30 protein-coding genes and 1 pseudogene are annotated in these 24,798 nt (G+C 54.6%); 1 reads left to right on the forward strand and 30 read right to left on the reverse strand.

Translation table 11 applies throughout. The features are described 5' to 3' along the window. From BFV65_RS15860 to BFV65_RS15955, 20 genes are all read right to left on the reverse strand, one after another. Positions 1-552 carry a phage tail protein I gene (locus tag BFV65_RS15860; protein ID WP_069596837.1) on the reverse strand — a complete coding sequence of 184 codons (552 nt, stop codon included), beginning with the start codon at positions 550-552 and terminating at the stop codon, positions 1-3. Next, entirely contained in the window at positions 545-1,459 is a 915-nt protein-coding gene (locus BFV65_RS15865; protein WP_069596838.1) for a baseplate assembly protein, read from the reverse strand. Before BFV65_RS15865 ends, BFV65_RS15860 begins: the two co-directional genes overlap by 8 nt. Further along, positions 1,443-1,796: a GPW/gp25 family protein gene (locus tag BFV65_RS15870; protein WP_069596839.1), complete on the reverse strand. Its 354-nt coding sequence runs from the start codon at positions 1,794-1,796 to the stop codon at positions 1,443-1,445. The genes BFV65_RS15865 and BFV65_RS15870 overlap by 17 nt, the downstream gene beginning before the upstream one ends. Positions 1,797-1,833: 37 nt before the next feature. Next, positions 1,834-2,952: a contractile injection system protein, VgrG/Pvc8 family gene (locus BFV65_RS15875; protein ID WP_069596840.1), complete on the reverse strand. Its 1,119-nt coding sequence runs from the start codon at positions 2,950-2,952 to the stop codon at positions 1,834-1,836. A 1-nt stretch (position 2,953) separates the two neighbouring features. Then, complete coding sequence (locus BFV65_RS15880) at positions 2,954-3,169, reverse strand: tail protein X (RefSeq protein WP_069596841.1); 216 nt, start codon at positions 3,167-3,169, stop codon at positions 2,954-2,956. Next, entirely contained in the window at positions 3,144-3,605 is a 462-nt protein-coding gene (locus BFV65_RS15885) for a phage tail protein (protein ID WP_395031303.1), read from the reverse strand. Before BFV65_RS15885 ends, BFV65_RS15880 begins: the two co-directional genes overlap by 26 nt. Positions 3,606-3,610: 5 nt before the next feature. Beyond that, complete coding sequence (locus BFV65_RS15890; protein WP_069596843.1) at positions 3,611-5,608, reverse strand: AAA family ATPase; 1,998 nt, start codon at positions 5,606-5,608, stop codon at positions 3,611-3,613. A gap of 114 nt (positions 5,609-5,722) precedes the next feature. Beyond that, a complete protein-coding gene (locus BFV65_RS15895; RefSeq protein WP_069596844.1) occupies positions 5,723-6,010 on the reverse strand; it encodes a phage tail assembly protein in 288 nt (95 codons plus the stop codon). 50 nt (positions 6,011-6,060) lie between these two features. Further along, entirely contained in the window at positions 6,061-6,567 is a 507-nt protein-coding gene (locus tag BFV65_RS15900; RefSeq protein ID WP_063435351.1) for a phage major tail tube protein, read from the reverse strand. Next, a complete protein-coding gene (locus BFV65_RS15905; RefSeq protein WP_069596845.1) occupies positions 6,564-8,033 on the reverse strand; it encodes a phage tail sheath C-terminal domain-containing protein in 1,470 nt (489 codons plus the stop codon). The genes BFV65_RS15900 and BFV65_RS15905 overlap by 4 nt, the downstream gene beginning before the upstream one ends. A gap of 38 nt (positions 8,034-8,071) precedes the next feature. Beyond that, positions 8,072-8,695: a phage baseplate assembly protein V gene (locus tag BFV65_RS15910; RefSeq protein WP_069596846.1), complete on the reverse strand. Its 624-nt coding sequence runs from the start codon at positions 8,693-8,695 to the stop codon at positions 8,072-8,074. After that, complete coding sequence (locus BFV65_RS15915) at positions 8,688-9,242, reverse strand: hypothetical protein (RefSeq protein WP_069596847.1); 555 nt, start codon at positions 9,240-9,242, stop codon at positions 8,688-8,690. Before BFV65_RS15915 ends, BFV65_RS15910 begins: the two co-directional genes overlap by 8 nt. Before the next feature lie 8 nt (positions 9,243-9,250). Continuing rightward, positions 9,251-9,913 carry a hypothetical protein gene (locus BFV65_RS15920; protein WP_069596848.1) on the reverse strand — a complete coding sequence of 221 codons (663 nt, stop codon included), beginning with the start codon at positions 9,911-9,913 and terminating at the stop codon, positions 9,251-9,253. A gap of 1 nt (position 9,914) precedes the next feature. Beyond that, positions 9,915-10,271, reverse strand: a complete 357-nt coding sequence (locus BFV65_RS15925; protein ID WP_069596849.1) for a head-tail joining protein — start codon at positions 10,269-10,271, stop codon at positions 9,915-9,917. After that, positions 10,271-10,606, reverse strand: coding sequence for a DUF2190 family protein (locus BFV65_RS15930; RefSeq protein ID WP_069596850.1), 336 nt, complete (start codon positions 10,604-10,606; stop codon positions 10,271-10,273). The genes BFV65_RS15925 and BFV65_RS15930 overlap by 1 nt, the downstream gene beginning before the upstream one ends. A 68-nt stretch (positions 10,607-10,674) precedes the next feature. After that, the gene (locus BFV65_RS15935; protein ID WP_071892866.1) at positions 10,675-12,795 is read right to left on the reverse strand and encodes a ClpP-like prohead protease/major capsid protein fusion protein; all 2,121 of its coding nucleotides are present in this window, start codon (positions 12,793-12,795) and stop codon (positions 10,675-10,677) included. Then, on the reverse strand, positions 12,743-14,263 hold the full coding sequence (locus BFV65_RS15940) for a phage portal protein (RefSeq protein WP_069596852.1): 1,521 nt from the start codon (positions 14,261-14,263) through the stop codon (positions 12,743-12,745). Before BFV65_RS15940 ends, BFV65_RS15935 begins: the two co-directional genes overlap by 53 nt. Before the next feature lie 8 nt (positions 14,264-14,271). Then, the gene (locus BFV65_RS15945) at positions 14,272-14,487 is read right to left on the reverse strand and encodes a hypothetical protein (protein ID WP_069596853.1); all 216 of its coding nucleotides are present in this window, start codon (positions 14,485-14,487) and stop codon (positions 14,272-14,274) included. Then, entirely contained in the window at positions 14,484-16,601 is a 2,118-nt protein-coding gene (locus tag BFV65_RS15950) for a phage terminase large subunit family protein (RefSeq protein WP_069596854.1), read from the reverse strand. The genes BFV65_RS15945 and BFV65_RS15950 overlap by 4 nt, the downstream gene beginning before the upstream one ends. Positions 16,602-16,604: 3 nt before the next feature. Then, positions 16,605-17,108: a DUF1441 family protein gene (locus BFV65_RS15955; RefSeq protein WP_069596855.1), complete on the reverse strand. Its 504-nt coding sequence runs from the start codon at positions 17,106-17,108 to the stop codon at positions 16,605-16,607. A gap of 296 nt (positions 17,109-17,404) precedes the next feature. Between BFV65_RS15955 and BFV65_RS15960 the strand changes: the two genes are divergently transcribed. After that, on the forward strand, positions 17,405-17,587 hold the full coding sequence (locus BFV65_RS15960) for a hypothetical protein (RefSeq protein ID WP_069596856.1): 183 nt from the start codon (positions 17,405-17,407) through the stop codon (positions 17,585-17,587). Positions 17,588-17,649: 62 nt separating this feature from the next. Here BFV65_RS15960 and BFV65_RS15965 read toward each other — a convergent pair whose 3' ends face one another. The 10 genes and pseudogenes from BFV65_RS15965 to BFV65_RS16010 all read right to left on the reverse strand — a co-directional run bounded on the left by BFV65_RS15965 (position 17,650) and on the right by BFV65_RS16010 (position 24,791). Next, a complete protein-coding gene (locus BFV65_RS15965) occupies positions 17,650-17,946 on the reverse strand; it encodes a hypothetical protein (protein ID WP_069596857.1) in 297 nt (98 codons plus the stop codon). Positions 17,947-18,180: 234 nt separating this feature from the next. Further along, positions 18,181-18,864, reverse strand: coding sequence for a DUF4145 domain-containing protein (locus tag BFV65_RS15970; protein ID WP_069596858.1), 684 nt, complete (start codon positions 18,862-18,864; stop codon positions 18,181-18,183). Positions 18,865-18,928: 64 nt separating this feature from the next. Continuing rightward, a complete protein-coding gene (locus BFV65_RS22965) occupies positions 18,929-19,390 on the reverse strand; it encodes a lysis protein (protein WP_069597114.1) in 462 nt (153 codons plus the stop codon). Beyond that, entirely contained in the window at positions 19,387-19,923 is a 537-nt protein-coding gene (locus tag BFV65_RS15980; protein ID WP_069596859.1) for a lysozyme, read from the reverse strand. The genes BFV65_RS22965 and BFV65_RS15980 overlap by 4 nt, the downstream gene beginning before the upstream one ends. Beyond that, complete coding sequence (locus BFV65_RS15985) at positions 19,923-20,225, reverse strand: hypothetical protein (RefSeq protein WP_052953277.1); 303 nt, start codon at positions 20,223-20,225, stop codon at positions 19,923-19,925. The genes BFV65_RS15980 and BFV65_RS15985 overlap by 1 nt, the downstream gene beginning before the upstream one ends. Before the next feature lie 68 nt (positions 20,226-20,293). Further along, positions 20,294-21,346 (reverse strand): annotated as a pseudogene (locus BFV65_RS15990) (DNA methyltransferase). Positions 21,347-21,510: 164 nt separating this feature from the next. Further along, on the reverse strand, positions 21,511-22,176 hold the full coding sequence (locus BFV65_RS15995) for a hypothetical protein (protein ID WP_069596860.1): 666 nt from the start codon (positions 22,174-22,176) through the stop codon (positions 21,511-21,513). Positions 22,177-22,326: 150 nt separating this feature from the next. Continuing rightward, entirely contained in the window at positions 22,327-23,019 is a 693-nt protein-coding gene (locus BFV65_RS16000; protein ID WP_069596861.1) for a bacteriophage antitermination protein Q, read from the reverse strand. Positions 23,020-23,040: 21 nt separating this feature from the next. After that, positions 23,041-24,102 (reverse strand): DUF968 domain-containing protein, encoded by a 1,062-nt coding sequence (locus BFV65_RS16005; RefSeq protein ID WP_069596862.1) that lies wholly within the window; start codon positions 24,100-24,102, stop codon positions 23,041-23,043. After that, positions 24,099-24,791 carry a phage antirepressor KilAC domain-containing protein gene (locus BFV65_RS16010; RefSeq protein ID WP_069596863.1) on the reverse strand — a complete coding sequence of 231 codons (693 nt, stop codon included), beginning with the start codon at positions 24,789-24,791 and terminating at the stop codon, positions 24,099-24,101. Before BFV65_RS16010 ends, BFV65_RS16005 begins: the two co-directional genes overlap by 4 nt. Positions 24,792-24,798: the final 7 nt, after the last annotated feature.

The following is a 24,798-nucleotide window of genomic DNA, read 5'->3' on the forward strand; positions in this document are numbered from 1 at the left end:
TTAAACTCCTGCTTCTATAACAACATCAATCCAGGCGGTAACGGCACCGCCGGTGTAATAGGTTCCCTTCGCGCCCAGGTCGGCAATCACATCGATGGTGGTCAGCAGGCTGCGAAGGTTTTTCGCTTTATCTACCTGCCGGCGTATACGCTGGTACAGGGCCTCATCAATGGCCTGTATGCTGTAGACCTCCACGCGAAAGGTATACGGTGCTTTGCGGGGTTCATCCTCCCACCACTCCACGACAGTAGTCGGCAGGCTGACGGCACTGAGCGACCGGCGGACCGCACCGGCCGTACCGCGATGCTGATGGACATAGGCGGCATCCTTAATCACCTGCCGCTTTTCTTCTTCCGTCCAGGCCTCTTCCCAGGAGTCCACAGCAAATTCCCAGGCCAGCCAGGGCAGAAGATGAGCCGGACAGGTGTCAGGATTTTTCACCTTACGCACCATGTCGGTATCCAGCGCAACAATCTGCTCTGTGCCGGCCTGCTCCTGTGCCCGCTCCGGATGAATGGCGGAAGGCGGCAGAAGGGAGCGAAATTTATCCACCGGAGCCCCCTTTACGTGTGATATTTATGGCGCTGCACCACGGGGCCTGTCCTGCAGCCGCTTCCAGATCTGCAGTCGGGGTGATCAACTTAACTCTGGATACACCAGGCTGCTGAAGTGCTGAGTAAATCGCGGAGAGTGGTACGATGGCGTTAATGCGATGGGAAAGAAGTGTGTAGCTCGTCAGCGTGCTGATGGCATTTTCCAGTACCGTCTGCGCATCCGGTCCGTCAGGGATCTCGAGCTCCGCCGTGACGGCATAACTTGCGATGGTGGCACTTTTCACGCTGACAAAATCGGTGAGCGGCCTGACTTCATCCGCGCTGAGTTTATTCATCACCGCTTCGATCAGGATAAGACCAGCCACGCCGTTACCGGTTCGCGAAAGCACATACACATCCACCTCGCCAGGGCGGTTGTGCGTTTCTGGCCCATAAGCATCCGCGTCCAGCACATCGTTATCCGCAGATTTGGCATGGAAACGATAGGCGTTGCGCGCACCGGCCGTATTCAGCTGCGCCCAGGATAGCTGGATCCGCTCCCGAAAAGCATTATCGTCCTCGTATACAGGATCGACGGGGGGCACCGCATCCGGATCGCCTGGATTAATCACCAGACGGGAAACGTTAAAACCCGCGCCTAGCTGATCGAGATCGGCGCCTCTGGCACTGGCAAGGAATACTGCTCGTACCGCGTCGTTAACCCGCTGAAACGCCAGGGTGAGCTGGTAGGCGTTGATTTCGCCCTGTTTATACGCCGGGTCAGATTCCACCAGCGCATCAAATTCCGGATCCAGTTCCCGCAGGCGAGCCAGCCAGCGGGTAAAAATGTCGGCCGCATCCGGTACCACCAGGGCATCCGGTACCGCGAGGGTGGACAGGTTAATTACGTCATAGTTGTTTGCCATAAATCGGTATGCCTCCGGTGCTGACAGGAAGATTGTTCTCTTTGTTAATCCCTTCGATATCCACCACACACCCCGTTTCGTCAGCCGGGAAAGAAACGACAACGCGCGTGACCTTCAGCCGTGGTTCCCAGCGCGACAGCGCCGAGGCGGTCGCTGCGATAATGCGCAGCCTCGTAAGGTCGTCACGGGGGCTATCCACCAGCGAAAACAGATCGCTGCCATAGTCACGGACCAGCACACGGCTGCCGAGCGGCGTGGAGAGAATATCGCTGACGGACTGGCGCAGATGATCGCTACCGGACAGGCGTTTCCCGGTCCGGCTGTTTACACCGTTCATAATGTTTTTCCGTATCTGTTTGCCGGATGGCGGAGGGTTAGCCGAAGTAATCCGGGCCGGTCTTATCCTTGCTGCCGGATTTTTTTGAAGATTTCGCAGGTTTACGAATATCAACCACCAGGTTGTACGTGTAGCTGAACCCGGCGGGCGTCAGGGAAAAAACCAGTGATTCCACTACCCAGGCACGATCTTCCCGCTCGCCAAAACCGGATGTGGAAACGCCGGATTCTGCCGTAAGCGGGACATGTTTCGGGCGGCACGGTCCCGTCACCGTCATTTTCTGCTCATTGCGCCGGGCCTGCGTTTTTTTCGCTTTTGCCTGCTGGTCAGCAGTGGCCTTTGCGGGCTGGGTGTAGGGATTCGCCAAAGAGGGGCCGTCATGGTCAACTGAGGTAGTTTTGGTCTTGCCGTCAGCCTCATCGTAATAACGCACGCCGATTTTGCCCGATGACTTACCGCTGTTGCCGGTCGCTTTCCCCGTCGAACTCCCCCGCTCGCCTTCATTGTATGACCAGCTGGAGACCTCTTCAGGTGTGATGACCAGTGCGCATGTCTGCTCACCGGAGGCTTTCGCTGTGGCTCCCTGACGCAGAAACAGCCAGTAACCGCCCGACGGCTTGCTGACGGCGTTCCATGTGCGGGCAAGGCGGGTCAGCAAATTGGCGTCGGATTCTGCCACCTGATCAACATGATCGATATGGATATCGGCGAGCTCTGCGGCCACTTTCGGTACCAGACCGTTTTCAGTGGCCACAGTTTTAATCAGATCCGCCAGTCGTAGATTATCCCAGCTTCGGGTCTTCTGGCTGAGCACATCACCGGGCTGTTTCTGTGCGTTCATGGGCGCGGCGGTGGCATAAATCTCGATACGACGTGGCGGACCACTGCTGCCGACGCCGGATACCACGAACCAGCCCTTATCCACCAGCTGGTCGTTGAAGCCCAGTGCAACGCGTAGTCGCGCACCTTTTGTCGGTAAAGGGAGCGTTTCCGACAGCAGCGTAATTTTCAGCTCATCCGCTTTAGCCGTGGCGCCGCCGTAATCGGTCAGCGTCAGCTCTGCCAGGCTTTGCTGCAGCGCGCGGGTAATATCTTTTCCCTCCGCGCTGACGCTGAAAGCGGGAGCATATTCGGGTTTAACACTCTGTTCGGTCATTTTAATCCCACAGGCTGAACGCAGAATCCTCAACCGGCGGAGCCAGATCCGGCAGGGTGATAAACAGGCCAGACGGATAAATAGCACCGACATCGGCCAGCCCCGGATTCGCTTCGAGTATCTGCGTCACTAAATAAGAAAGGTTTTCCGTGCCGTAATGCGCCGCACAGACAGCATCCAGCACGTCACCGTCACGGGTTTGATATATCGTCTGCATAATGTTTCAGCGTCATCGTCCAGTTTTTATTACGGTGGCCGCCGCCAGGCAGAAATCGACTGGTCGTGTCGGAGAAGTCGATCACCACCCACCAGCCCAGCACATCCCCTTCGCCGCTGACCAGCTGCTGTGGCTTATTCTGATCGGCGAGGTCGTAGAGATCGTTAACGGCCTCCACCCCCTTACGAAAGAACGCATGCGACTCCCCCTCAAGCCGGACGGTGCGCCCGGGCTTACCGGTATATTGCAACAGGTCCTGTTTGCCGATCCGCTCCTGCTCGCTCCATCGCCAGCTGGCCTCGCGGGTCAGCTGGTTGTAAGCCGTGGTGTCGATGGAAAAGGCAAAGTCGCCCAGCATCATCATCACCCGGGCAGCCTGTGCGCCACGAATCGCACTGGACCGGGACTGCCCGAAGTCTTCAAAGACAGGAATGATTTCACTCACCAGATTTGTCCTCCGTCCAGCATGCTGCTGTCACCCATAAATGCCGGGTTACTTTTCGTCACAGCGCTCACTTCATCAGCAATCCCTCGCTCGTCCTGCCCCGGCGCACCGTAAATTTCAAACCGGTATTCAAACTTACGATTATCTGTCAGTTGGTGGGGAGGTGGCGCTTTGTCCGCTGAATCCAGCCTCTGCAATAAGATTTCCCAGCCACTGCCACCCTCTTCGCCTGATTTGCCTGCTGGCGGGAGAGGCTCCTGGGCCGGATACCGGGGTAAGGCAATTTCAGGCGGGTAAAGCAGAGGATCCGCGCGGTTATCCCGGAGGCGTTGATTATCAGTGAACGCCTCCCGCATACCGCCAGATTCAGATGGAGGATAAACATCAACATTCACCTTCGGATTAACCGTTAAAGGCTTGTCTGAGGATCCTGTCAATTGCTCGGCTACGGGCCAGTTGAGGCTTTTTTCAAACGCAGGTAAGGAAGGGAATGTGTAATTATCCCAGGCACCCGCAGACTGATCGGATGTTTCACGCCCGGGCTGCGCCGGTGCCTCCTTGTTCTGGTTCAGTGCTGAGTCCCAGGAGAACGGTGCGACACTTCTTTCCGGCGTCACATACTTATCGAGTGTATTGTTGAAAGCATCCTCGTCGTCCCGGAAAAATCCCCGGGTGTCCCGGTATGATTTTTTCACGTCATCCACCAGCGCCGGTTTTTCAGTGAGCTGCTGCTCAAACCATTCGCCCTGCCCGTTTTTCTGGGCCGTCATGCGCGCGATATCAACCGAACCCGTCATTGCCAGCGACTTAAGTACATCCCGCTGATCGCTTCGCTCATCCGGTAAAAGCCAGGACAGTTTTTTCGCCAGCGCGTAGGCTACTTTCCCGACAAACACAATGCCCTGGCCGAACGTCAGCACGCCCGGGTACAGGTCGTTGCGCAGGAAGCTGACAATCCGCTTTATACCGCCACCCTTAAACCACTCCGCCAGATCGTCCGTCAATCGGCGGATATCCGGGGCCAGTTCATTACCCAGTTGTCCTGAAATCTCCGCTACAGCGGAGGATAAGACGGTGCGCAGGTTCGTGACAGCACGGTTGCCGGCCATAGCCCCTTCAGCCCCCTCTTTCGTGACGAGGTTATAGCGCCGCTGCTCGTCCATCAGGTCACGGTAGCTCTTGCCGGACTGCTTGAGCAGCATCAACAGTTTGCTGGCCTCACCACCGAACAGCGAATCCAGTGCAAACGAGGCCTTCGATTCATCCTGCAGGCTGAGTGCACGCTCAACAATTTTTTCGAACTGCGCCATATCGCTGAGCCCGGCAAAATCACCAGCTTTAAAACCCAGCGTTTCAAACGCATCCTGCAAAGAACCCTGCTTGCCGTTCTGCTTGTACTCTCCCGACTTATGCAGATACTCCTCAAACAGATCGCCGATATTCTCCCCGTTCATGTCGTACTGTTTTGCGAGCGTGTCCCAGGCGTCAAAGGTGGTGACATCGACACCATAACTTTTCGCCACGCCTGTACGACGAGCGGTTTCTGCGTTGGTTGCCGCCGGTGCAATAAGGGTACCCAGTGCGGAGGCGATAACCCCACCGCCGCCGATGGCGAGCCCGGGGGCCATCATGCCCCCCAGTTGACTGGCGATCCCCATCCCCCGGCGAAACAGGCCTTTCCCGGCCCCCTTGAACGCTGCCAGTCGCTGGGCCTTTTGCATCTGCTGATTCAGCTTCTGCTGCTCGGCCTCCGTTTTACGGATTTCACGGGAAACATCGCTGTAACGCCGTTTAAGGTCTCCCAGGCTTTGCCCGGCCAGCTTCGCTCGCTTAATCTCCGCCGCCAGCTTAGTCTGGTCTTTCGTCAGCTTTTCTGACTGCTTCCCGACGTTCTTCAGGCTCTTTTGCAGGCCGTTCGCTGAACGGCTCCAGGAGCTGTCGATATTGCCGCCAAAGGTAATGACGGCCTTAAGGTTCTGGGTTAATCCGGCCACGGTTTACCGCCTCCAGTTCGTCGGTTAGAAAATCAGAAAATACGCTGAACGGCATATCCAGGTATTCCGTCATAGGAAAATGCAGACGTCGCCCCAGAAAACGCATCGCCCGAATCAGCCCTCTTTCGGACGCTCCCTGGGCGGGAGCATAAAAACGTTAAATGCGTCCAGCAGCTGCGCATAATCCGCCGCCGTCAGCTGCCAGATATCCTGCTCGCTGAGGTTGCACAGCAGCGCAATCATGCGCGCTTCTTTTTCTTCTTCACTGCCGCGATCTTTGGAAAAGGCGATACGGTCACGCACCAGGGGCTCACGCAGCGTCACCTGGTTGAGCGCACTACCATTTTCAAGCGTGACGGGGGAATACAGTTTGATCACGCGGGTTTCACCAGGAAAAGACATGTTTATCTCCATAAAAAAACGGCCCGCAGGCCGTTGTAAGTTCTTTTGAATTAAAGGCGTACTTTCGCCGCAAGGCCGGACAGGACATCCACACCATTCACCCGTCGCGCAAAACGCTCGGTATCAATAGCAAAAAGCTCCCGGCCATCTTTGGTCTGGCGGTAATAGCTCACCGCGATTTCCACCGTGATGGCATTTTCCGACAGACTGTCCTTGCCCCGCGCATCCGGCGTAACGGTCTGCACAAAGCCTTCGATCTCCTCGATGGTGCCCAGTGCGGTACCGTTCGCCAGATAACCCTGATACGCCGTAAAGCGCGGGCGGCTGCCGCTGACAAAACCAAAAGCGGTCAGCATGTCCGTGTCCACACCGTAGAATTTCAGCTGACAGGTCAGCGCCTCCATGCCGTCATCCACGGGTGTGGGTGCGTCCTGCGCGCCGGTGCGCAGGTCAGTTTTGACAATGGACAGCGTCGGCGGTGTGAATTCATGCGCCCCCTGAATGCGGACCCCCTGCCGGAAGAAGGTCCAGACGCGTAATGTGTTTTTTTCGCTCATGCTGCCAGCATCTCCTCAAGCGCATAGTTGTTATTCACCCGGACGCGCAGGCTGATAAGCTCAGTCGGCGATTTCGGACCAAAGTCATAGTTGATGTACAGCACGCCCGCCGCCATGCTCTCAGCGGTGTTAAGCTCCTCATCCAGCCAGGCGCGGCCGCCAAAAATGGCGCCGAGCCCGACCAGCTGACGCATATAGGCGTTGATGGTGCCGATAATGTCGTCGGCATTCTCCCTGTCCAGCGGGCGGTCAACGTATTCCAGCATCGTTTCCTGAATGCTGTCCTCGATGACGTCGGCGGTACGGCGAACCGATTCAAAGCGCCACTGCGGGTTGGTACCGCACAGGCGGCTCCCCCAGTGTTTAAATCCGGCACGGCGGATAATGGTGGACACGTTCTGCATGTTGAGCAGGTTCGCGTCGCAGTTTTCATCGCCGAGAATAAACTCGTCGATCTGCTCCACGCCGAGGATATTGTTAATGTCCTGGTTGGATTTGCTCCACCACCAGCCCTTCTCGAAGTCGATACGGGCGCGCAGCCCCGCCGCAAACGCAGAATACGGACGATAAACCAGCTGGCCGTCGGCGTTGCTGACCTGAACACGCGGGCGCAGCAGCTCGGTGCGGGTACCGTAAGACTGGCGACGCTGCACCACATCCTGCAGCGTGGCACCGGACTCACAGTCAACATACGCCACCGCCCGCAGCTTGCCGGCAACGGTTTCCAGCGCCTTGCCCACCGCATCATCCTCACTGAACCCCGGCGCAATCACGATTCGCGGCTGGTATGTCGTCACGGATTTCGCCGATGACAGCGCCCCAATCCCGGCCAGCACCGCTGCACGTTTCTCCTCTTCACTGGCCCCTTCCGCCACACGCACCACCACGGTCAGGGCATTTCGCTGGTCATTGATTTCGGTGAGCGCCTGTTTCAGCGTGCCTTTATCACCGAGACGGGAAAGCATCGTGGTACCGACAATCGCAACGGGCGTATTCATCGGGAACGGCTCATCCTCACCGCCTTCAAGCTGCTGCCTGAACGGTGAGACAATACCGCTACCGCTGCCCGCTGCGGTCACTTTCACCTCTGCCACCGCGCTCACCGCAGCAACAACGGCTGAAGGGGTTGACGTCAGCTTCCCGGCTTCATCGCAGCCAAGCGTGATGGTCAGCGTTAAAGCTGCCGCATCCCAGACGGCGGAAGTCTCCACCTCCGCAGGATTTTCCAGATCGGGAATACCGGCTACCGCCTCAACCACCACCACGTTGCCTGCCCTGCCGGTGATTTTCGCGGCAAAATCAACAACGTTATCCAGAATGGGGGTTCCTGTGCTGACACTGGCCGGCGTACCGGCAGAGGCATCAGGCGCAGTACCTACCAGACCGATAATGGCCGTCTGGATCGTCGTGACCGCGACCGTACCGGATGTCAGCTCGATCGTTTCCACACCATGTAAATTCGCCATTCATTTTCTCCAGGCATAAAAAAACCTGCCGCGGCAGGTCACATTTTTTGATTGGGAGGATTCGTGGTACCACCGCCGTCACCATTTTCTTTATGGTTATGGCCGTTGTAGGTTTCGCGGATCCCGCTCATTTTCCCGGCACCGTCCGAAATCTCCTGTGTTGCACCGATATTTCCGGCCACGTTCGTGTCGGCATTTATCTGCGTTTTCCCCTGAACGGTCAGGGTGTCGGTGATTTCCACCGGGCCGTCCAGCGTGCCTTTCCCGATAATTTTGTAGGTCCCATTCTCCACCAGCGTGATGGTCAGGGCATGCGCCGCCCGGTCATAGCGAATCTCGGTACCGTCGCCGTAGCGGGTGATATGCTCACTGTCGCTGCCCTTCGGCACCGGCAGACCGCCGGTATTCCAGCCGGGAAACACCCGGCCATTATTCAGCTCGCCCGCCTCCGAGAGCACCGTGACCGCATCCCCGACCGCATACGGATTGGAATCAGCCCGGTTTTCCCCGGAAAAGCCCTGACAAAGCGGCAGCCAGGTGGTGACGATATCGCCCAGATCAACCCGGCATTTCGGTATACCATCATGCTTAACGGAGTGAATAACCCCACGCCGGACGATATTCGCCAGACGGCGCTGTAAATCGCCCTCGATATCACTCATCGGGTTTTGCCTCGTAAATCAGCTGATAGTCATCCACATGTGTCCGACCGATATCCGGTGCCTTACCCAGCCAGGCTGCTTTCAGCGGGGCATTCAGCTGTGCAAACGGATCCGCACCAAAGGCGGCTGACTGTGTGAAGGAGATTCGCCAGACCAGGTAATCATCCATGCGCGGATCAAACTCATCGCGTGCTGCATCGACAAAGATGGCTGGCTCCAGATGGGTCAGGCCGAACTGCTGGCCGTCAATCCACTGGGTGATATCTGCGGCCGCCGTGCGCAGGAAAATTTCCGGGCGACTGACACCTGCCCCGGCCGCATCCACCACCACGAACAAATCGCAGGACAGATTAACGTTGAGCTGCCCCTCGTTGCCCCCGCCCTGCTCCCAGCCGTTAATGGAGAAATAGACCGCCGGGGTTGTCAGTCCGGTAAATCGGGGGACATTTTTTTCCGGATAGGCATCGGCGTCGCGAACCCAGTCAATTTTTTTCAGCGCGCCGGTGACAGCATCGTGATACTGCCCCAGCAGCAATGGTTCGGCCATGGTTTACCTCAGACAGAAATACGGGCTTTCACGCGCCCGCGCAGATCGGTTTCAAAGTGATGCATGAAAATCTCAATCGCCTCAGCAAAGGCGTTATCCTCGATGTAGTTCAGCATCGGCTCATAAATATCGACTTCCGCCTCGCGGGTACGACGGGTATCAGGATCGCGAATAACCACCGTGCGCCGGTTTTCACGACGGGAGCGTGCCACCTCACCGTTTTCAAAAGTACGCGGGGAAAGCAGGCTGCCCTTTGGGGTAAATCCGGCGTTTTCTGCCTGGCGTCGCGCCTTGATATACCTCCCGGTGGATTTATCCCGCCGGGTATGGTGAGGCCTTACCCGCCCGTTAATCCTGCCTTTCAGGTCTTTTACCTTGATGGCATTGAGTCCAAACCAGAGACGAAAATTATCAAGTTGTGACTGAGAAGCGCGATTAAGACGAAAGGAAAGCAGACGCCGGCGCACCAGATCCAGGCTGCGGGGGGCCAGTCCGTCTTTCAGGTCTGACATCGCTTTTTTACGCAAGGTGGTGGCGGTACGTTTCAGCGCGCGGGAATACGCTGCCCGAAACTGTTTATGGGTGGCACCGATGTGCTCTGCTATCCGCCAGATGGCATCCACATCGATATCGACGGGTAAATCCCGTCGCAGTCTGGACTCACGCGCCATATCAGCTCCACTTATTGATGTCCGGCTGCACCTTACCCGGTGTGCCATACGCCAGCGTGACGCGGGTCCGCCCTTCCTCATCAGCGCCGACGTGCGTCACACGATAAGCCGTACCGTTGATCTCCACACCGTGATGCTTCTCAAGCCCCGCGATATCTGTCGTCAGCGCGCTGAATCCCGGAGAGCGATCCTGAATTTGTCCACCGGCAGGAACGTCAACCGGCGCATCGGGCGTCTCGAAAATCACTGTGACAGGACGCACCTCAGTACCGATAAACAGGACCGCCGGCAGTGCTTCCGCAAATGCCCGGGAGATCCGGGCATCTGCACGGGCCAGTCGGGCACGAAAGCGGTTCATCAGTAACCCAGCCGCACCGGAACAGTATCGACATCTGCAGCTGCAGCTGCCCAGGCGGTACCGGCCAGAGGATTCGGTGTCGCCGCTTCTCCCGCTTCAACCGTTAGTTTTCCGTCTGCCAGATACAGCTTCTGGCCGGGAGTAACCGCTTCCGCCACCTTTGGCAGAACGAAAACGCCCGTGGTATGCAGCACACCCCACAACCCTGCCGGGATGTCATCGTGAGCGACGCCAACCAGCGCCCCTGAAAGCACGGCGTCACCCGAATGAATATCGGTTGTACCGATATTCTGAAAATCAAGGGTGTTGCCGTCCTGCTGATAATTTTTCGCCATTTTTCTCTCCAGACAAAAAAGGAGCAGCACGCGCCGCTCCGTAATAAAAAACCGTAAGATGACGGTCGTTATTTTTTGGTGACTTTAACCATGCCGCGCCAGTCAAGCGGTGCCACACCTGCATCGATACGCACCTTAAACGCGGCACCGTCAACGGTGAAGCCCTGCTGCTGCTCCAGATATGGCGTATCGATACCGTCCAGATACGCCACTTCAATAGTGTCGCGTCCCTGTGCAGCAGTCAGGTAGTAATCCGTAGGGCTGCTGTCATCCAGACGGGCCTCAGAGGCCACGGTCACAAAGTTCTGAATCGGGTTAACAATACCGCTGTTCGCATCCGCGCCCGGCACGCTTGCAGACTTGATCAGCTGGTTAGCCCGGGACTCGATAGCCACTGGCGTCAGCATGTAGGCCGGGCGAATATTCAGGCGGCGATCGCCAGATTTTTGCAGCAGCATCGCCTTACGCGCCGTATCAAGACCTTCGATACTCAGGTCGGCGGAGACCAGGTTGCCGTGGTCAGCGTGGAACAGCGGCTTACCGTCCGACATTTTCGGGTTGCTGGTCAGCACTGCCCACACCAGATCGCCCACGGTGGCACGCGCAGCGAGCCCCATTGCCTGCGGGATACGGGTCAGCATGTCCAGGTCATCGTTAATGATGGTCTGGCGGTCAATGCTGAAAAGTTCTCCGTAGGTCGCCAGCGCAATTGGCTCACCGCGATCCTTAATGGTGACATATTTATATTCCGCCCCGGCGCGGACCTTGCGAAGCGATGCCAGAGATTCCAGGCCGACGCGGTGCGCGGTTTTGAAATCGGTCAGCGTGCCCTTGCGGGTCCACTGTTCGAACGACTCTGTAGCCTCATCCCAGCCCATCAGCGCCGCCTTGTGCGCCACATCCATCAGGATATTGCCGAAATCGCTGCTGCTGTGGGTGAACGCTAGCCCGACCATCGCCTGTGCCGTACCAGCGCCGGAGATACCGATGCCGCGCTCGACCAAGGAGGCGCGCGCCAGTTCGCGCAGGGTGTAACCGTTGTAAGCGTTATCCTTCTCGGCCTGCGCATAGCCCGCGCGGGTCATTACCGCAGCGCGAATGGAATCACCGACCAGATTGCCGTTACCGGCATAAAGGTGAATGGCACCCGGACCGGCGCTCGGGGTGGTGCCCGCCGCCAGCGCCTGCAGCAGTTTATCGCGGGCTTTTTCAGCGTTGCAGGTGAAGTCGGCCAGGCATTCCGCCTTCAGCGTCGCGAAGGCCGGGAACGCCTCAAATACGGCTGAGACGGAATTGACGCGCTCCGCGTTCGCCGTCTGCATCTGCAGCTGCAGCTGCTGGGCCAGCGCGGTGATATCGATGTTTGCCATCTGCGGGGCGGGCTGTTGTGGTGCTGGCGGGTTAAGGTTTGCCTGTACCGGCGCGGGCTGCTGTACCGGAGCAGGTTGCTGTGGCTGATTCACCGGAGCTTCGGCGCGCGGCGCAAAAAGGGATTTAATCTGTTCTGGCATGTTCTGGTAATCCTTAAGTTTATTTTCATTCACACAGGCCGCGGCCTGCAGTTCAGGTTCAAGCTTGTCGGCAAAGCCTTTTTCCACTGCCTCGGCACCGTTAAGCCAGGTCTCCGCTTTCAGCATCGCTTCCAGCTCCTCCTGCCCCAGTCCGGTTTTGTTCATGTAGGCGCTGAGCATCAGGGCTTCGTTACGATCAAGCCAAGCGGCGTAATCGCGCATGTCGTCAGAATCCCCGGCGATACCGCCCCACGGTTTGTGGACCATGATCCAGGCGTTTTCTGGCATGTGCACCGTGGCGCCGGGCAGGCAGACAATCATCGAGGCCATACTGGCCGCCACGCCATCCACCCAGATATCCACCTTTGCTTTCAGCCGCGACAGGGTGTTGTAGATGGCAAAGCCCTGCATGACATCGCCACCCGGGCTGTGGATATGCAAATCCACCGCGCTGGCCTCAAACACCCCCGCCTCTTTACAGTCAGCGACAAACTGCTGAGCCGTAATACCCCAGCCGCCGATCACGTCATAAAGGAAGATTTCGACGCGACCTGCAGCCAGCGCACGGATTTCATACCAGCACTGGCCGTTTGCCGCATCGACACCCGCCAGACTGGCGCGGGGGTTAATCATCATCGTCCGGCTCACGCCGTTTATCGTCTGGTTTTGCCGTTGCATCTGGCATCGCTCCTTTGTCATTGGCGGCGTCGGAATCAAACACCAGCCCGTGTTTACGGTTAAATTCGGTTTCACGCAGTCGCTGGCGCTTAACCTCCTGCGGATTTTTACCCCTGGCCCGCGCCCATTCCGCTTCAGTACCGGCACCGCCACGCACAATGGCTTTCCAGGCGTTAGCCTCTTTCCCCGGATCTATCCACGGCATCACCGGACCGAGATAGAGCGCGTTATAGAGGGAATTCGGATCCACGTCCGGCGGGACTTCAACGCCGCTCAGCAGTGCCATCGCCAGCCATGCGCGGTAAACGGGTCGACTGTGCTGACCCACAAACCACTGCTGCAGGACGTTGTACCCTTCGAAGCTCTCCACAAGCTCCTGACGCTGGGAGCTGTAGGTGCCGTTGTAGTCACGGGCAATGCTGGAATAGCTCCCGCGAGTGCCTGCAGCCACGGCCCGCATCTGCCCGTTACGGAATTCGTAAAGGTGAACGTTCGGGCGGTTTGATTCCACCATGCCCAGGTCTTCGCCGGGCCGGAGTTCGTCGTAAATCATGCCCGGCGCGATATCGTAGTGACGCTGACCACCGGGCGTTGAAAACTCACTTTCATCGCCAAGGGACTGGGCATCGCCACGCTTGATATAGAACCCCAGCGCGGCGGCAATACGGGCGGCCACGCGCTCGCTCTCTTCATAATCCTTGATGTCTGACAGACGGGTAATGACTCCGTGGATCAGGCTGATACCGCGCAGCTGGTGCAGACGCTTGCGCTGCGCCAGGTGAAGCATGTTGTCAGCAGAGACGGTTTTAAGTTCGGCGCTGAACCGCGTCATGTTCGCCGGGTGGTATTTGTAAACCCGGTACCCGACAGGACGGCCCCAGTCGTTCACGATGATGCCCTGCCGAACCTGCTGGCCGGCGGTGCTGTTCAGGTTGAACGGTACAAAATCCGCCTCCAGCATTTCCAGCGAGAACGGTACCGAGGTGGCATGATGCAGGCCCGGCACATTCCCCCTGACCAACTGCGTGAACACTTCCCCGTCACGCAGCGCAGAACGCAACAGCAGGCGCTCGGCTTCCGGCCGGGTAAACATGCCGGTCACTTCCGGACGCACGGACCATTCCGCCCAGAGTGCCGAAAGCTGCCCGGCAAAATCGGAATGGAGATTGCCCTCAAGATCGAGTGGCTGAGGCTCAACATGGATGCCGTGGGCGCCAATTACCCGGTCTTCCATTTTGTCGAACAGGCCGATCACCAGGTCATGGTTTTCATCGAGCCAGCGGGCCTGTTCCCGCAGAGACTGGCCTGCTGCAAATACCGAGGTGTCCGCTGACTGGCTTTGCTTTTTGGCCTTGTGCAGCCGTGACGGGTTGGCCGCTTCATACGCATTAAGCCGGAGTCTGTCCCGCGCGCGCGCCGCCGCCCACCCGGGGGAAATAGCCCCCAGTGTTCTTTCAAGAATGCCCATAGAACGCCTTACAAAAAGTTAGCGAGTTTGTACGAACCACCACGGCTGTTAACCGTGCGCCAGCGACGCTCCCAGTATTCAAGCTCGTCGCGCAGCGCTTTCGGGTCGTGGTTGGTAATGGCGCGACCATTTACGCCAGTAAAGGAAATACTCTTTCCATCCAGCGAGTCCTGATAGGCCTGACGCACCATTAATAACGTTCTCCAGATGTCGTCTTTCGTCACAGCCAGCCTCCCTTACCTGAAGACCCCAGCCAGCTGCTGGACAGTCCGGCTCCCTTTTCAGGTTCAGCCTGGACAGGCGACTGAACGGGTTTTGTTTTTTTCACGGTTATCTCCCGGGGGCGTTCCCCTTCGTGAATATTTGGGTTGAGATCCTGCGGCTCAGCCCATGCAGGGGGTTTTTCCCAGTCACGAATTTTTTCGTAGCCGCGCAGAACCGCAACGGCATGGGCATAGCAGAACAGGTCAAAGGCTTCGTTGGCACCCTTGCCAGGCTTGCGCCATTTGCCGTCCACTCCGCGCTCTTCGTAGGTCAGTTCCTCGTAGAACCATTCCCCCAGCCAGTCAGGAAAATGGATATAGCCCGCACCGGGGGTTTCACGGTCCAGATTGTTGCTGAGCTGATCCTTGAGCAGGTCGGTCTGCAGCAGATACACCGGCACCTCGCCACGCGCATCGGCCCGACGGTCGCTGCGTTCGGTATTATTTGGATGGGTTTTAGTGATGATTTTCTGGCGCTTTGTACTGTCGCCCTTGACCAGGTAAACACGTTTACCCAGACCGTCACGGCGGCACTGTCGCCAGAATTTATAGGCGTTGTCGGTTACGCCCTCTTCACCGCCGCTGTCGACAGCCATGGCCAGCACCGGCATACGGCGCGTCGGGTCAGACTGAAGCGCATACGTTTTTTCCAGCACATCGGAAACCAGCAGCTGCCAGTCCTCCGGATACGCGCCGGGATGGATCGGCTCCGCCTCACCATGCTCACTGCAGCGCAGCGACTGGCGGATGTTGTAGCGATCAACCAGCCAGCGTTCACCGTTTTCGCCATAACCGATAATCTGCACGACGAAACGGCGCTTTTTGCCGCCCTGGACGTCAACGGCCGCCAGCAGGAAACGCACTTTTGGCGGGACCAGCCGTTTACCGTAATCCTCCACGCGAAGCATCAGCGCATCGGCGCGTCGCTGTTCGCTGGCAGAGCGCGGCAGGTACGGCAGCCCCCAGTCGGTGTTGATAACCGCCTTAAGGGTTTCTTCGCTGCCGGTCGCTTCATACTCCTGCTCAGCGGTCAGCAGTTTGTACACCAACTGTGCCCATGTCTGGTACGCGGCTGCCGGGCCTTCCATCCAGAAAGATGCAATGCGAGAACGCCGTGGCTCACCGGAAATATTGCCGTCACGGTCAATACTCTGACCTTCACGCAACCAGACTCCCACCCCGTTCAGCGCGCGCTTTTTGTCTGCCGTAATAATGCCGCTGCAATGCGGGCAAAGCAGATGTGCCGCCTCACTGGCTTTTACCGGGTCAGGCTCATCACGGTAGCCGCTCATGGCCGACATTTCCGGCTGAAAGTATTCGCCACAGTGCGGGCACGGCCAGTACCAGCGACGACGATCGCCACGGTTATACAGTGAAAGTGCGCCTGTTGTTGGTGGCGCTTCATGAGGAGATTTGCGACGCCATTTACTGTCGCGAATATCCCGACCCGGGGAACACTCCACCAGGGTCATACCGGCAGACATAAACGTCGTGGTACGTTTGGAAGCCAGGGTAAAGCCATCGCCCTCGCCGTCGATGTCCTCAGGAAAGCGGTCATAATCCGTGAGCGCCACACATTTAAAATCTGACGAGGACATGATGTTGATGGAGGGCCAGCCAATCTTGAGATAGTTCCCCGCCAGAAAAGTACGATCATGCACGTTGTTATCGTTTCGCAACGGGCTCAGGCGTTTTGCTACCTCAGGACTGACACGGAAGGTTCTGGCCAGTCGCTTTTTTGAGTGCTCGCGGGCTTTCTCTTCGGTCATCTGAACGACGAGCATATCGGACGGGTCACAGACAATGTTGTATACAACCCAGCCATCCACCAGGCCGATCGTTTTCCCCGTTCGTGCCGGCCCCACAAACACCACCGCATCGTATTCACGCATCGCGAGGCAGTTCATCGGATCAATCACATACGGGGCGACGGCTGGGTCCCACGGTACCGAGTTACCGGCCCCCATGGGTACGCGCATAAATTTCTGAACCGCCTCAGCCACAGGCATACGGCGCGGGGCTTTGAGAATGGCGGAAGCGTTACGCCTGACTTCCGCTGCCGTGGCCTGTCGCATGACTTACTCCTCTTGTTGCGTATCCTCCTGTTCCGGTGAGTCGGCCTGCTCAACTTTGAGGGCTATCTGATCGCGCAGATCGTCAATAACCTGCTGCACCCTGACAACCGCTGCAGGGGTCATGGCGCAATCGCGCTCAAGAATATCGGGTAACGTTTCCAGCACCTGAACCATTGCTTTCGCCATGGAGGAAAACTCTCTGGTGACTTCGGATGCCGGGATCAGCTCCCCTGTTTCCTGTTGAAACTTGAGCCGCTCACGCTCCGACTGAAACCAGGCTTTACGATCCGGGGGAAGCATTTTGTCGACGTCCACCAGCTCGGACGGTGTGGTGCTTGTCAGCAGCTCCCGCAAAATATCGGTGATGGAATAAAGCTTAAGTTTCGGATTGCTGCCGGGTGCGGGTTGCACATTTGCCAGCTTGCCTGCGACCGTCTGACGGTGCAGATCAGTGATGGCGGCCAGCTGAGTGATATTCAGCCGGAAATTTTTCAGTTCGTTATCCATGATGGTGAACAAAAAATGGTCATTTCGACATCCTGCAGATGCTCAGGACAGAAATATCAAGAGGTTAAACGGATGATGATGAAACCCATAAAATGCAAAAAACTAGCCGATTTCCGCGTGTCGTCGCCCCCTCGGTGTTCATAATCACCAGGAGTACCTGTCCCAATCAACGATGTTTATCCGGTTCTCATGAAAAGTTTCAATCAGTGATCAACATCACAAAGGTAGATATTGAAAACATTGATAAAGCCCATATTTTTTATATGACTGCAATTCAGAGGTCAAAAGGAGCAGTGATGACAACCGAAGAAAAAAAGTTATTTTTGTTTGAGCAAACTTGCGTGTTACTGGCGGGAAGGTTAGGCAATGAAAAATGCACCCTGTCGCCTAAAACCTGCATTGATGAGCATTTTGAAAAAACATACAAGGCATTGGCGGATGAGTTTGATAAACACTATACCATCCAGCATGCAAAATAATTACCCCTCGTAATTAAAGCGCTCTTAATGAGCGCTTTTTCCATTCAGTAGTAACGAGTAGCTTAATTGATTGGAGAAATGCGAGACCTTAAGATCGCATCGTCAACATCTACAGTCGTTAAATCATCGTTTGATGCTATGAAGAAATGCTTTCCATCTTCACGAATATGCTCGATGACATTGTAGGCGATAACCTCATAAACCATTGTCTCAGCAGGGACATCAGGTGCATACATCTTCGCCATCGCGAGGGGCTCACGGAGAGGAACTTCAAGAATTCGCTTGAGTGTGCTATTAAAGACTTGCTGATCGTGTACGCCACCTAAGACCAGATAATCGTAGTATTTCTCTTCGCTCATTTGTTATCTCTTACAAAGTGTTTGTTTTTTTACTATCGCATATTCAAGCCCTCAAAGCATTACCGCAGGCATGAAGAGAATACTGATGATCTGTTCATCGGAAAAACGCTTCTTCATGGGGATGTCCTCATGTGGCTTATGAAGACATTACTAACATCGGGGTGTATTAACCAAAGGGGAGCAGGTCAGCCTACCTATGGTGATGGCAGCAAAAACCGTCCGGAGACGGCTTCATCAATTTTGTTGCTTCAGCTCTTTTTTCCCTGCAGCTGCAGCAACTATTTTCTCTGATCTAAGTCGTCTGTTTTCTCGTTCAACATACCAATCGCTAAGCAACGTCTCTATCAAGCTAATGAGTAGCTCAGCCTCCTCTTTGTCGACATCAATAATCAGATCAATGTCTTTTTCCATGTGGGCACCAATATTACCAATACTTCTTATTGCATCTATTGCATGCCATGTATCTGAGTCGACTTTTTCTTGAATGGCCTTAATCTCTTCAAAGAGATTTTTTTCTTTTACGCCCCAAAAGTCTCTTATCATCCCTTGCAAACATCGGCGCGCTAATGTTGCGGATGCCTTTGGCGAGAGCGTCGCAATCATCGCAGACTCTCTATAATCATTAAGAATCGCTTTTGGTATGTAATTTGGAAACTGCTTGACTACTCCTTGAGGGCGGTGCATCCAACTTTCGATGGGCTCTGCTATAACATACTTGTTCCCTTCTATCTTCGCTGAGCCTATCTCTGAAATATAAGTAAATTCCTTACAGTCAGGATTTGGACAGACCTGAACCCACGATTGCACAAAAAGCTTGCCCTGCTTTGTATCAGCGTCAACAACATAGTTACTATACTTTTGTTGGATTTTGGCCTTGACTGACAGGCGGCCACAAAACGGACATTCCCAAGATGACATTTTAACCTCCGTACATTATTGAAGGTTAATATATTGCAAAACATCATATTGTTAAACGAACTAATTACTTGCTGCATTGCTCTTTGATGAAGTCCTGCAGATAGTCAACCTGCTTTGTCACTGTGACGATCCGCTCTCTGAGGGTGAAATAATCCCGTTCAGCGGGGTCAGTAAGTCTGGGGCTGGTAGCATCGCCCATGCCGCTGGCGTCGGTCGTTCCGTTCGCGGGACATCTTGCATTGATGTGCAGCCCACACTTACCAGAGCTAACGCAACGCTGCAGATCTTCAAGCTGAGATTTCGCATCGGCTAATTCCTTCGTGTATTTAGCATCCAGAGCTGCTGCGTCGCGCTGGCGGGTCTGCATGTCTTTGATGGCGGCGTTCGCTAGGCTCAGTTGTTCGGTAGCTTTATCGCGCTGGTCTTTGTAAGTTATGGCGTGGACGCGATAGTGATCAATCGCCCATGCCATAGAAACCAGAATACAGATAACCAGCACGGTGATAATGGCGGTTATTCGACTCACTGGTCTATCCCCCAGCATGCCAAAGCGCTTTCCTGATCGCGTCGTTCCACCTGACCATAGCAGCCATTTTTCTGGCTTTTAGTCAGGCGGCAATCACGTCCACCGTCTTTAATCCACCAGCGGATAGATTCACAGGCCCCTTTCCGGTCACCAGCATTGATGCGCTTATAGAAAGTGGAAGGGAAACATTTGCCCGGTCCGATGTTATAGGGACAAAAGGAAGCAATCCCAGCCTTCTGTGGAGCACTTAGGGGAACGTGAATATTACGTTCAACCCACGCAAGCGCCTTATCCCGTTCGATGGCGTTTACCTGGTCGCATTTCGCCTGAGTCAGCTTCATGCCCTGCACCACCGGTTTGCCCTCAACCATTGTGGCACCACGGCAAATCGTCCAGATGCCTCCACCGTCTTTGTATGCAGTGAGGCTGTTCCCCTCTTTCTCATTCAGAAACTGATCGAGAATGACGGATGCCGGTGCACCTGCGAGTACCAGCCCCAGAACAGCAGCACTCAATTTTGCTCTGGTTCCCATCACTCACCTTCCTTTTGTAATGCCTCAACGACCACGCTTGCAGCTGCAGGACGTTCGTGAAGCGGTTTGTCACCAACGCCTTTCAGGTAGTCATTGACCATTTTTGTTCGCTTCTCATCCTCTTTACGCCTGCGGTGTGCATCTATACGCCCGTTGATGTAGGAGGCAAGCGAGATAAGCAAACCAGCAGCGCCAAAGAACATGAACACCAGATCCTGAGTGGTAAATCCAATGGCAGAAGCCAGAGCTGCTACCCACGCAAAGAACTGCGTGAAGATGTTCCCTGAATCATTCATTTTCATGGTCTCTCACCTCGCTGTGTGCGGGTGTTATTGAGGTAATAAAAAAGGTCGCTATCGCGACCTCACGTTTATTCCCCTGCCAACGCCCGTATTTCCCCCAACGTCTGATTAAACCTTTCCTCTTCGAGTTCAACGCCAATAGCCTGGCGGCCAAGTTCCAGCGCGACTTTCACGGTCGAACCGGACCCCATAAAGAAATCAGCCACCACATCACCAGGCTTACTGCTGGCGCTGATGATCTGCCGCAACATATCTGCGGGTTTTTCGCATGGGTGTTTACCTGGGTAAAACTGAATGGGTTTATGTGTCCAGACGTCGGTATAAGGAACGGATACGGAAACAGAGAAATGCCGCCGAAGTGATTTGTACTCTTCGAGCAGCTCTGAATATTTGCGATTCAACGAATGCCACAGAGCCACCAGCTGGTGGTGTGGTGTTGCCAGTTCGCCGTTCTGGTGCTTTTCGATGGCTACCTGCGTGAAAAGGGACTGAAGTTTCCGGTAGTCTGATTCATTCGGTAATTGCCACTGGCTACCGCTGAACCAGTGAGACACCATGTTCTTCTTTCCTGTCGCATCGGCTATTTGTTTTGAGGATATGCCAAGCGCTTCACGTGCATCCCGGAAATAAGAAATTAGGGGAGTCATTACATGCTGCTTCAGCTCGCTTCCCTTCTCAGCGTACCCGTCGCTCTTTGGTTTATACGGGCCCTAGTAATGCTCAGCGAAGAGGATGCGCTCTGTTGCAGGGAAGTAAGAGCGCAGGCTCTCTTTATTACAGCCATTCCAGCGGCCCGACGGTTTAGCCCAGATGATGTGGTTAAGGATATTGAACCGCTCACGCATCATGATCTCAATGTCTGCAGCCAAGCGGTGACCGGAGAAAAGATAAATACTGCCAGCAGGTTTAAGCACTCGCCAGAATTGTGCGAGGCTCATATCAAGCCAGCGAAGATAATCCTCATCCCCTTTCCATTGGTTGTCCCAGCCGTTGGGTTTCACTTTGAAGTACGGCGGATCCGTAACTATCAGGTCAACGGAGTTATCAGGGAGAGTGGCGATGTATTGCAGGCTATCAGCGTTGACTAACTCAACACTGTTTATATTTACAGTATTTTTCATAGATCAATAAGCGTAACTCTGATAGGCTCTCTTTGCTTTTGCGCTAAAGCAATGGGCCTTGGTTAGCTTGTGACCTGAAAGCATGAGCTGATGGCTGGCCGGGTGCTACAACACTCGCCAGCCGCCCATTTTCACAAAAGGAACTCCCTTAGAGGAGCGTGAGATCAGTTCCCGATAGTATCTACCAGGCCTGTAATTTCTTTACGTATATTTTCTATAAATCTGAAACATATCTGACTACATTTACCCATAGCTGTCCCTAAGTCAGTACCCGTTCCATCTCCTCCTGAAAAGGCGATTTCGCTAACCTCATTAAGACAGTCATATAATTTTCTTGCATTCTGGTCATTCAAGTCCAAATACGAATCCAAAAGAAATTTTGCTTCCATTATTAACTGTGATTTATCCATAATCAGCTTATGTAATTCAATCCCTCGTACTCTACTGGCTGAGTCTTTATTATTAATAACATCTTTATATTCATTTTTAGCTTGATATTGTTCAAGATGATGTTTAATAAACTCAACATACGCTAACCTTACTTCTTTGCAGACATCCTTTTTCAATTCTATCTCTGTCGCCAATTGGGTATTAAGCTTTAAAGTTTTTAATTGTTGCTCAATACCTAAAGTGTACTGTTCGCTTTGTTTACGAATATTAACTTTGAATTGAATATATGAAAACAATAATGCAATGAAAGAGATAAATGCAGGGAGAATGGCTATTAACACTTTGCTCGCAGAATCCCAGATACTGGAACTATTCTCCATTTTAACTGTAACAATATGACTGGCTGGTTTCAAAACCTCTAAAAGATTCAGTATGTCCATAATGAATTCCTTGCAAAAAGAAATCATCATAACAAAAAACCCCGCCGGAGCGAGGTGGTTACAAATTTAGCAATATATCAAATTAGCTTCAAATATGGCTCATTTTGTTGCATTTTGCAAGCGCAATTGGGGGAGTTAGTGAAATTTACCTCACATTTCCGCCACTTTCAGCTCCTGGTACTCTTCGTACCGTGAAAAAATTTCGCTTAGTGCCTGGCTGTCCATTTCAGCAAACGACGCTTTGAAAGCCGCCCAGTGGCCTGAATACACTCTGAGCCAGGTGGAACGCTCAACGCTGACCATGCGCGCCAGAGCTGCACCAGCATACTCTTGGTATGTATCGTTATTACGCGAGGCAGCAACTTCTTGCGCCGCAAGCCAGACAAGCCCTACCAGTTTTTTAATGACACGGTCCTGGATTTTTTTGCCGCTATGCTGACGCTGAAACTGTTCCCACACGTGCTGGCACATTAATGTCTGGTACCGGAAAGTCAGGTCATACCCATAGCAGTACCGCACCCATGCCTGCAAATGCTCCCCCAGACCATTCACCGACCGACGCCATGCTGAACAAGCGAACTCCGTATCCTTAATAGGCGGTAAAGGTCGTCGACGGCTCCTTGTCTCAAGAACATAAAGTGGAGTGGCCAGCGTTTTTACAACCTTTGATCCACAACCTTCACCACCCTCCATGACGATTTCGGGGTGGTGTCGGGGGTATTTGTTCTTATCTGCTGGTGGATGCTCACTGAATGCCTGCAGCTGTCCTTTTGTCGATCCTGATAAATCCGCCAGCGCGCGGTGCAGTTCAATCCGCGTAAATTCCAGTTCTTGTAAATTCATTATGCTCAGCGCTCCATACAATTACGCTTTTGTTATTACGCCGATCGCCAGCGCTCGATTCATAAACCGGAATAGCAGCTCCAGCTGGGTACCGTGTTTTTTCTCGAACGCTGCAACATCAGCATGTAATTTGTCGTGACACTCTCTGCACAGAGGGATCACGAACAAATCGTGGGCTTTAGTGGCGGTACCGCCCATGCCGTGACCAATGACATGGTGTGGATCATCCGCTGGCCGCCGGCAACCTTCACAGGGCTGGGTTTTAACCCACCGGGTATAGTCCTCATTCATCCACCTGCGGTGTTTTGGGCGCAACATGAATGATTCAGGGGATTCAGGATCCGCATGCAGAGCCAGAACCTTTGGCTGTTCATAGGCCACTTCCTGATTTGCTCCATGCTTTAATTTCGCAGCCGTGACCGCAGGGGTGACCTTCTTCTGCATAATTCTTTTTGCCGGGGGCATCGGCACAATGTCACTTTCTCGATATACGGATAAAAACGGCTCATCCGGTAATCGAAGCGCAAGCTGGGCCATCCTTTCCGTGATTGCATCAGCAATGCCTGAGTAAACGGCCCACCAGCACAATTCACCGAGTGATAGTTCACGCTCGTTGTTGTAGCCAAGCGAAGACAGGATGGAACTGATCAGCCAATTAATGAGATTACGCCGGGCCAGTTCTGCCAGCGCCGCGGTGGTTTGCTCGCGCAGCTGGTTATCGCAATGCCAACAGAGCAACATTGATCCAGGGGGATGTCGCATCGATACCAGCTCATGATGGTGATAATCAGTGTGCGGGTACTGGCATTCCTTCACGTTACGCTCTAACCAGGATTCCAGCGAGGACAAACCGCCTGCTGCACGGATCACTCTTTCGTCGGTGAAGAATTCCTCGAGATCCTTATCTTCTGCCAGCGGCTGCCTGGCATCAGGGACGAGCCCCGACGGAAGCCCAGCCATGTTTTTTGGCTGAGGCTCCACCAGCACACGCCCCTGTTGAAACAGAGACATCAATTCGCTACCCGGCTTTAACAGAACAAGCCCCAGGCGCGGAACAGTCTCGGCTGTAAACAGTCCTCTCACGCGGCATGCCCCTTAGCGATGTGTGCCGTCCACAGGCCGCCGATCCACTCGATGCCTTTTGGTGTGAATCGCGCCTGGCTGAATGCGTAGTTTGTTTCGCTCGAAGTACCCGTTTTCACTTCAAATCGTCCGGCAGCAATGTGCTGGTGCCGCGGTGTCAGCACTCCGCCGAGCCGGTACATGATGTCGCTCTCAATCAGGAACAAGCGGAAATCTGTTTCCTTGGCCTGCAACAGCTTTGCTACCTGGCGGAAAGACATTGAGCCTTTGGCAGTACAGTACCGATCGACAAATTCAATTTTCGGTGCGGCAGCGGCTAACTGCTGGCTGAGTTGTTCTTTCTGCTCGGCCAGATCCGCAGCGAGACGTAATGCCTCCGGCAATGTCTGCGGGACGCTTACGGCCTCGCTGTTCTCCAGCTCTTGCCAGCGATCGACAACTGCGGCGGTAAATTCTGGCGATAGCCTGGCGACGATAACCAGAGAATCACGTTTGTTGAACCAATACTCCTCGTATGTTTGCCCGTTTTGAGGGTGTGTGTAGGGGGTGTGCGCCAACGGCGCGGTTAAAATACCAGCAGATGCAAGGCGCTCAGCTGAGCGTTTCACATCACCATGTTTGCTCTGCACCAGCCTGGCAATTTCACGGCTGGACATTGTCACAACACCCTTTGCGGTTAACTGATTCATGCTATTT

Source organism: Enterobacter hormaechei subsp. hoffmannii, assembly GCF_001729745.1.
In the GTDB taxonomy this organism is placed as follows: domain Bacteria; phylum Pseudomonadota; class Gammaproteobacteria; order Enterobacterales; family Enterobacteriaceae; genus Enterobacter; species Enterobacter intestinihominis.

What these genes read in the sequence shown, in the direction of transcription:
- BFV65_RS15865 (WP_069596838.1), bottom strand. Translation starts at nt 1,459, where the DNA reads ATGGCAAACAACTATGACGTAATTAACCTGTCCACCCTCGCGGTACCG.
- BFV65_RS15870 (WP_069596839.1), bottom strand. Translation starts at nt 1,796, where the DNA reads ATGAACGGTGTAAACAGCCGGACCGGGAAACGCCTGTCCGGTAGCGAT.
- BFV65_RS15875 (WP_069596840.1), bottom strand. Translation starts at nt 2,952, where the DNA reads ATGACCGAACAGAGTGTTAAACCCGAATATGCTCCCGCTTTCAGCGTC.
- BFV65_RS15880 (WP_069596841.1), bottom strand. Translation starts at nt 3,169, where the DNA reads ATGCAGACGATATATCAAACCCGTGACGGTGACGTGCTGGATGCTGTC.
- BFV65_RS15895 (WP_069596844.1), bottom strand. Translation starts at nt 6,010, where the DNA reads ATGTCTTTTCCTGGTGAAACCCGCGTGATCAAACTGTATTCCCCCGTC.
- BFV65_RS15900 (WP_063435351.1), bottom strand. Translation starts at nt 6,567, where the DNA reads ATGAGCGAAAAAAACACATTACGCGTCTGGACCTTCTTCCGGCAGGGG.
- BFV65_RS15905 (WP_069596845.1), bottom strand. Translation starts at nt 8,033, where the DNA reads ATGGCGAATTTACATGGTGTGGAAACGATCGAGCTGACATCCGGTACG.
- BFV65_RS15910 (WP_069596846.1), bottom strand. Translation starts at nt 8,695, where the DNA reads ATGAGTGATATCGAGGGCGATTTACAGCGCCGTCTGGCGAATATCGTC.
- BFV65_RS15915 (WP_069596847.1), bottom strand. Translation starts at nt 9,242, where the DNA reads ATGGCCGAACCATTGCTGCTGGGGCAGTATCACGATGCTGTCACCGGC.
- BFV65_RS15920 (WP_069596848.1), bottom strand. Translation starts at nt 9,913, where the DNA reads ATGGCGCGTGAGTCCAGACTGCGACGGGATTTACCCGTCGATATCGAT.
- BFV65_RS15925 (WP_069596849.1), bottom strand. Translation starts at nt 10,271, where the DNA reads ATGAACCGCTTTCGTGCCCGACTGGCCCGTGCAGATGCCCGGATCTCC.
- BFV65_RS15930 (WP_069596850.1), bottom strand. Translation starts at nt 10,606, where the DNA reads ATGGCGAAAAATTATCAGCAGGACGGCAACACCCTTGATTTTCAGAAT.
- BFV65_RS15935 (WP_071892866.1), bottom strand. Translation starts at nt 12,795, where the DNA reads ATGCAACGGCAAAACCAGACGATAAACGGCGTGAGCCGGACGATGATG.
- BFV65_RS15940 (WP_069596852.1), bottom strand. Translation starts at nt 14,263, where the DNA reads ATGGGCATTCTTGAAAGAACACTGGGGGCTATTTCCCCCGGGTGGGCG.
- BFV65_RS15950 (WP_069596854.1), bottom strand. Translation starts at nt 16,601, where the DNA reads ATGCGACAGGCCACGGCAGCGGAAGTCAGGCGTAACGCTTCCGCCATT.
- BFV65_RS15955 (WP_069596855.1), bottom strand. Translation starts at nt 17,108, where the DNA reads ATGGATAACGAACTGAAAAATTTCCGGCTGAATATCACTCAGCTGGCC.
- BFV65_RS15960 (WP_069596856.1), top strand. Translation starts at nt 17,405, where the DNA reads ATGACAACCGAAGAAAAAAAGTTATTTTTGTTTGAGCAAACTTGCGTG.
- BFV65_RS15965 (WP_069596857.1), bottom strand. Translation starts at nt 17,946, where the DNA reads ATGAGCGAAGAGAAATACTACGATTATCTGGTCTTAGGTGGCGTACAC.
- BFV65_RS15970 (WP_069596858.1), bottom strand. Translation starts at nt 18,864, where the DNA reads ATGTCATCTTGGGAATGTCCGTTTTGTGGCCGCCTGTCAGTCAAGGCC.
- BFV65_RS15980 (WP_069596859.1), bottom strand. Translation starts at nt 19,923, where the DNA reads ATGGGAACCAGAGCAAAATTGAGTGCTGCTGTTCTGGGGCTGGTACTC.
- BFV65_RS15985 (WP_052953277.1), bottom strand. Translation starts at nt 20,225, where the DNA reads ATGAAAATGAATGATTCAGGGAACATCTTCACGCAGTTCTTTGCGTGG.
- BFV65_RS15995 (WP_069596860.1), bottom strand. Translation starts at nt 22,176, where the DNA reads ATGGACATACTGAATCTTTTAGAGGTTTTGAAACCAGCCAGTCATATT.
- BFV65_RS16000 (WP_069596861.1), bottom strand. Translation starts at nt 23,019, where the DNA reads ATGAATTTACAAGAACTGGAATTTACGCGGATTGAACTGCACCGCGCG.
- BFV65_RS16010 (WP_069596863.1), bottom strand. Translation starts at nt 24,791, where the DNA reads ATGAATCAGTTAACCGCAAAGGGTGTTGTGACAATGTCCAGCCGTGAA.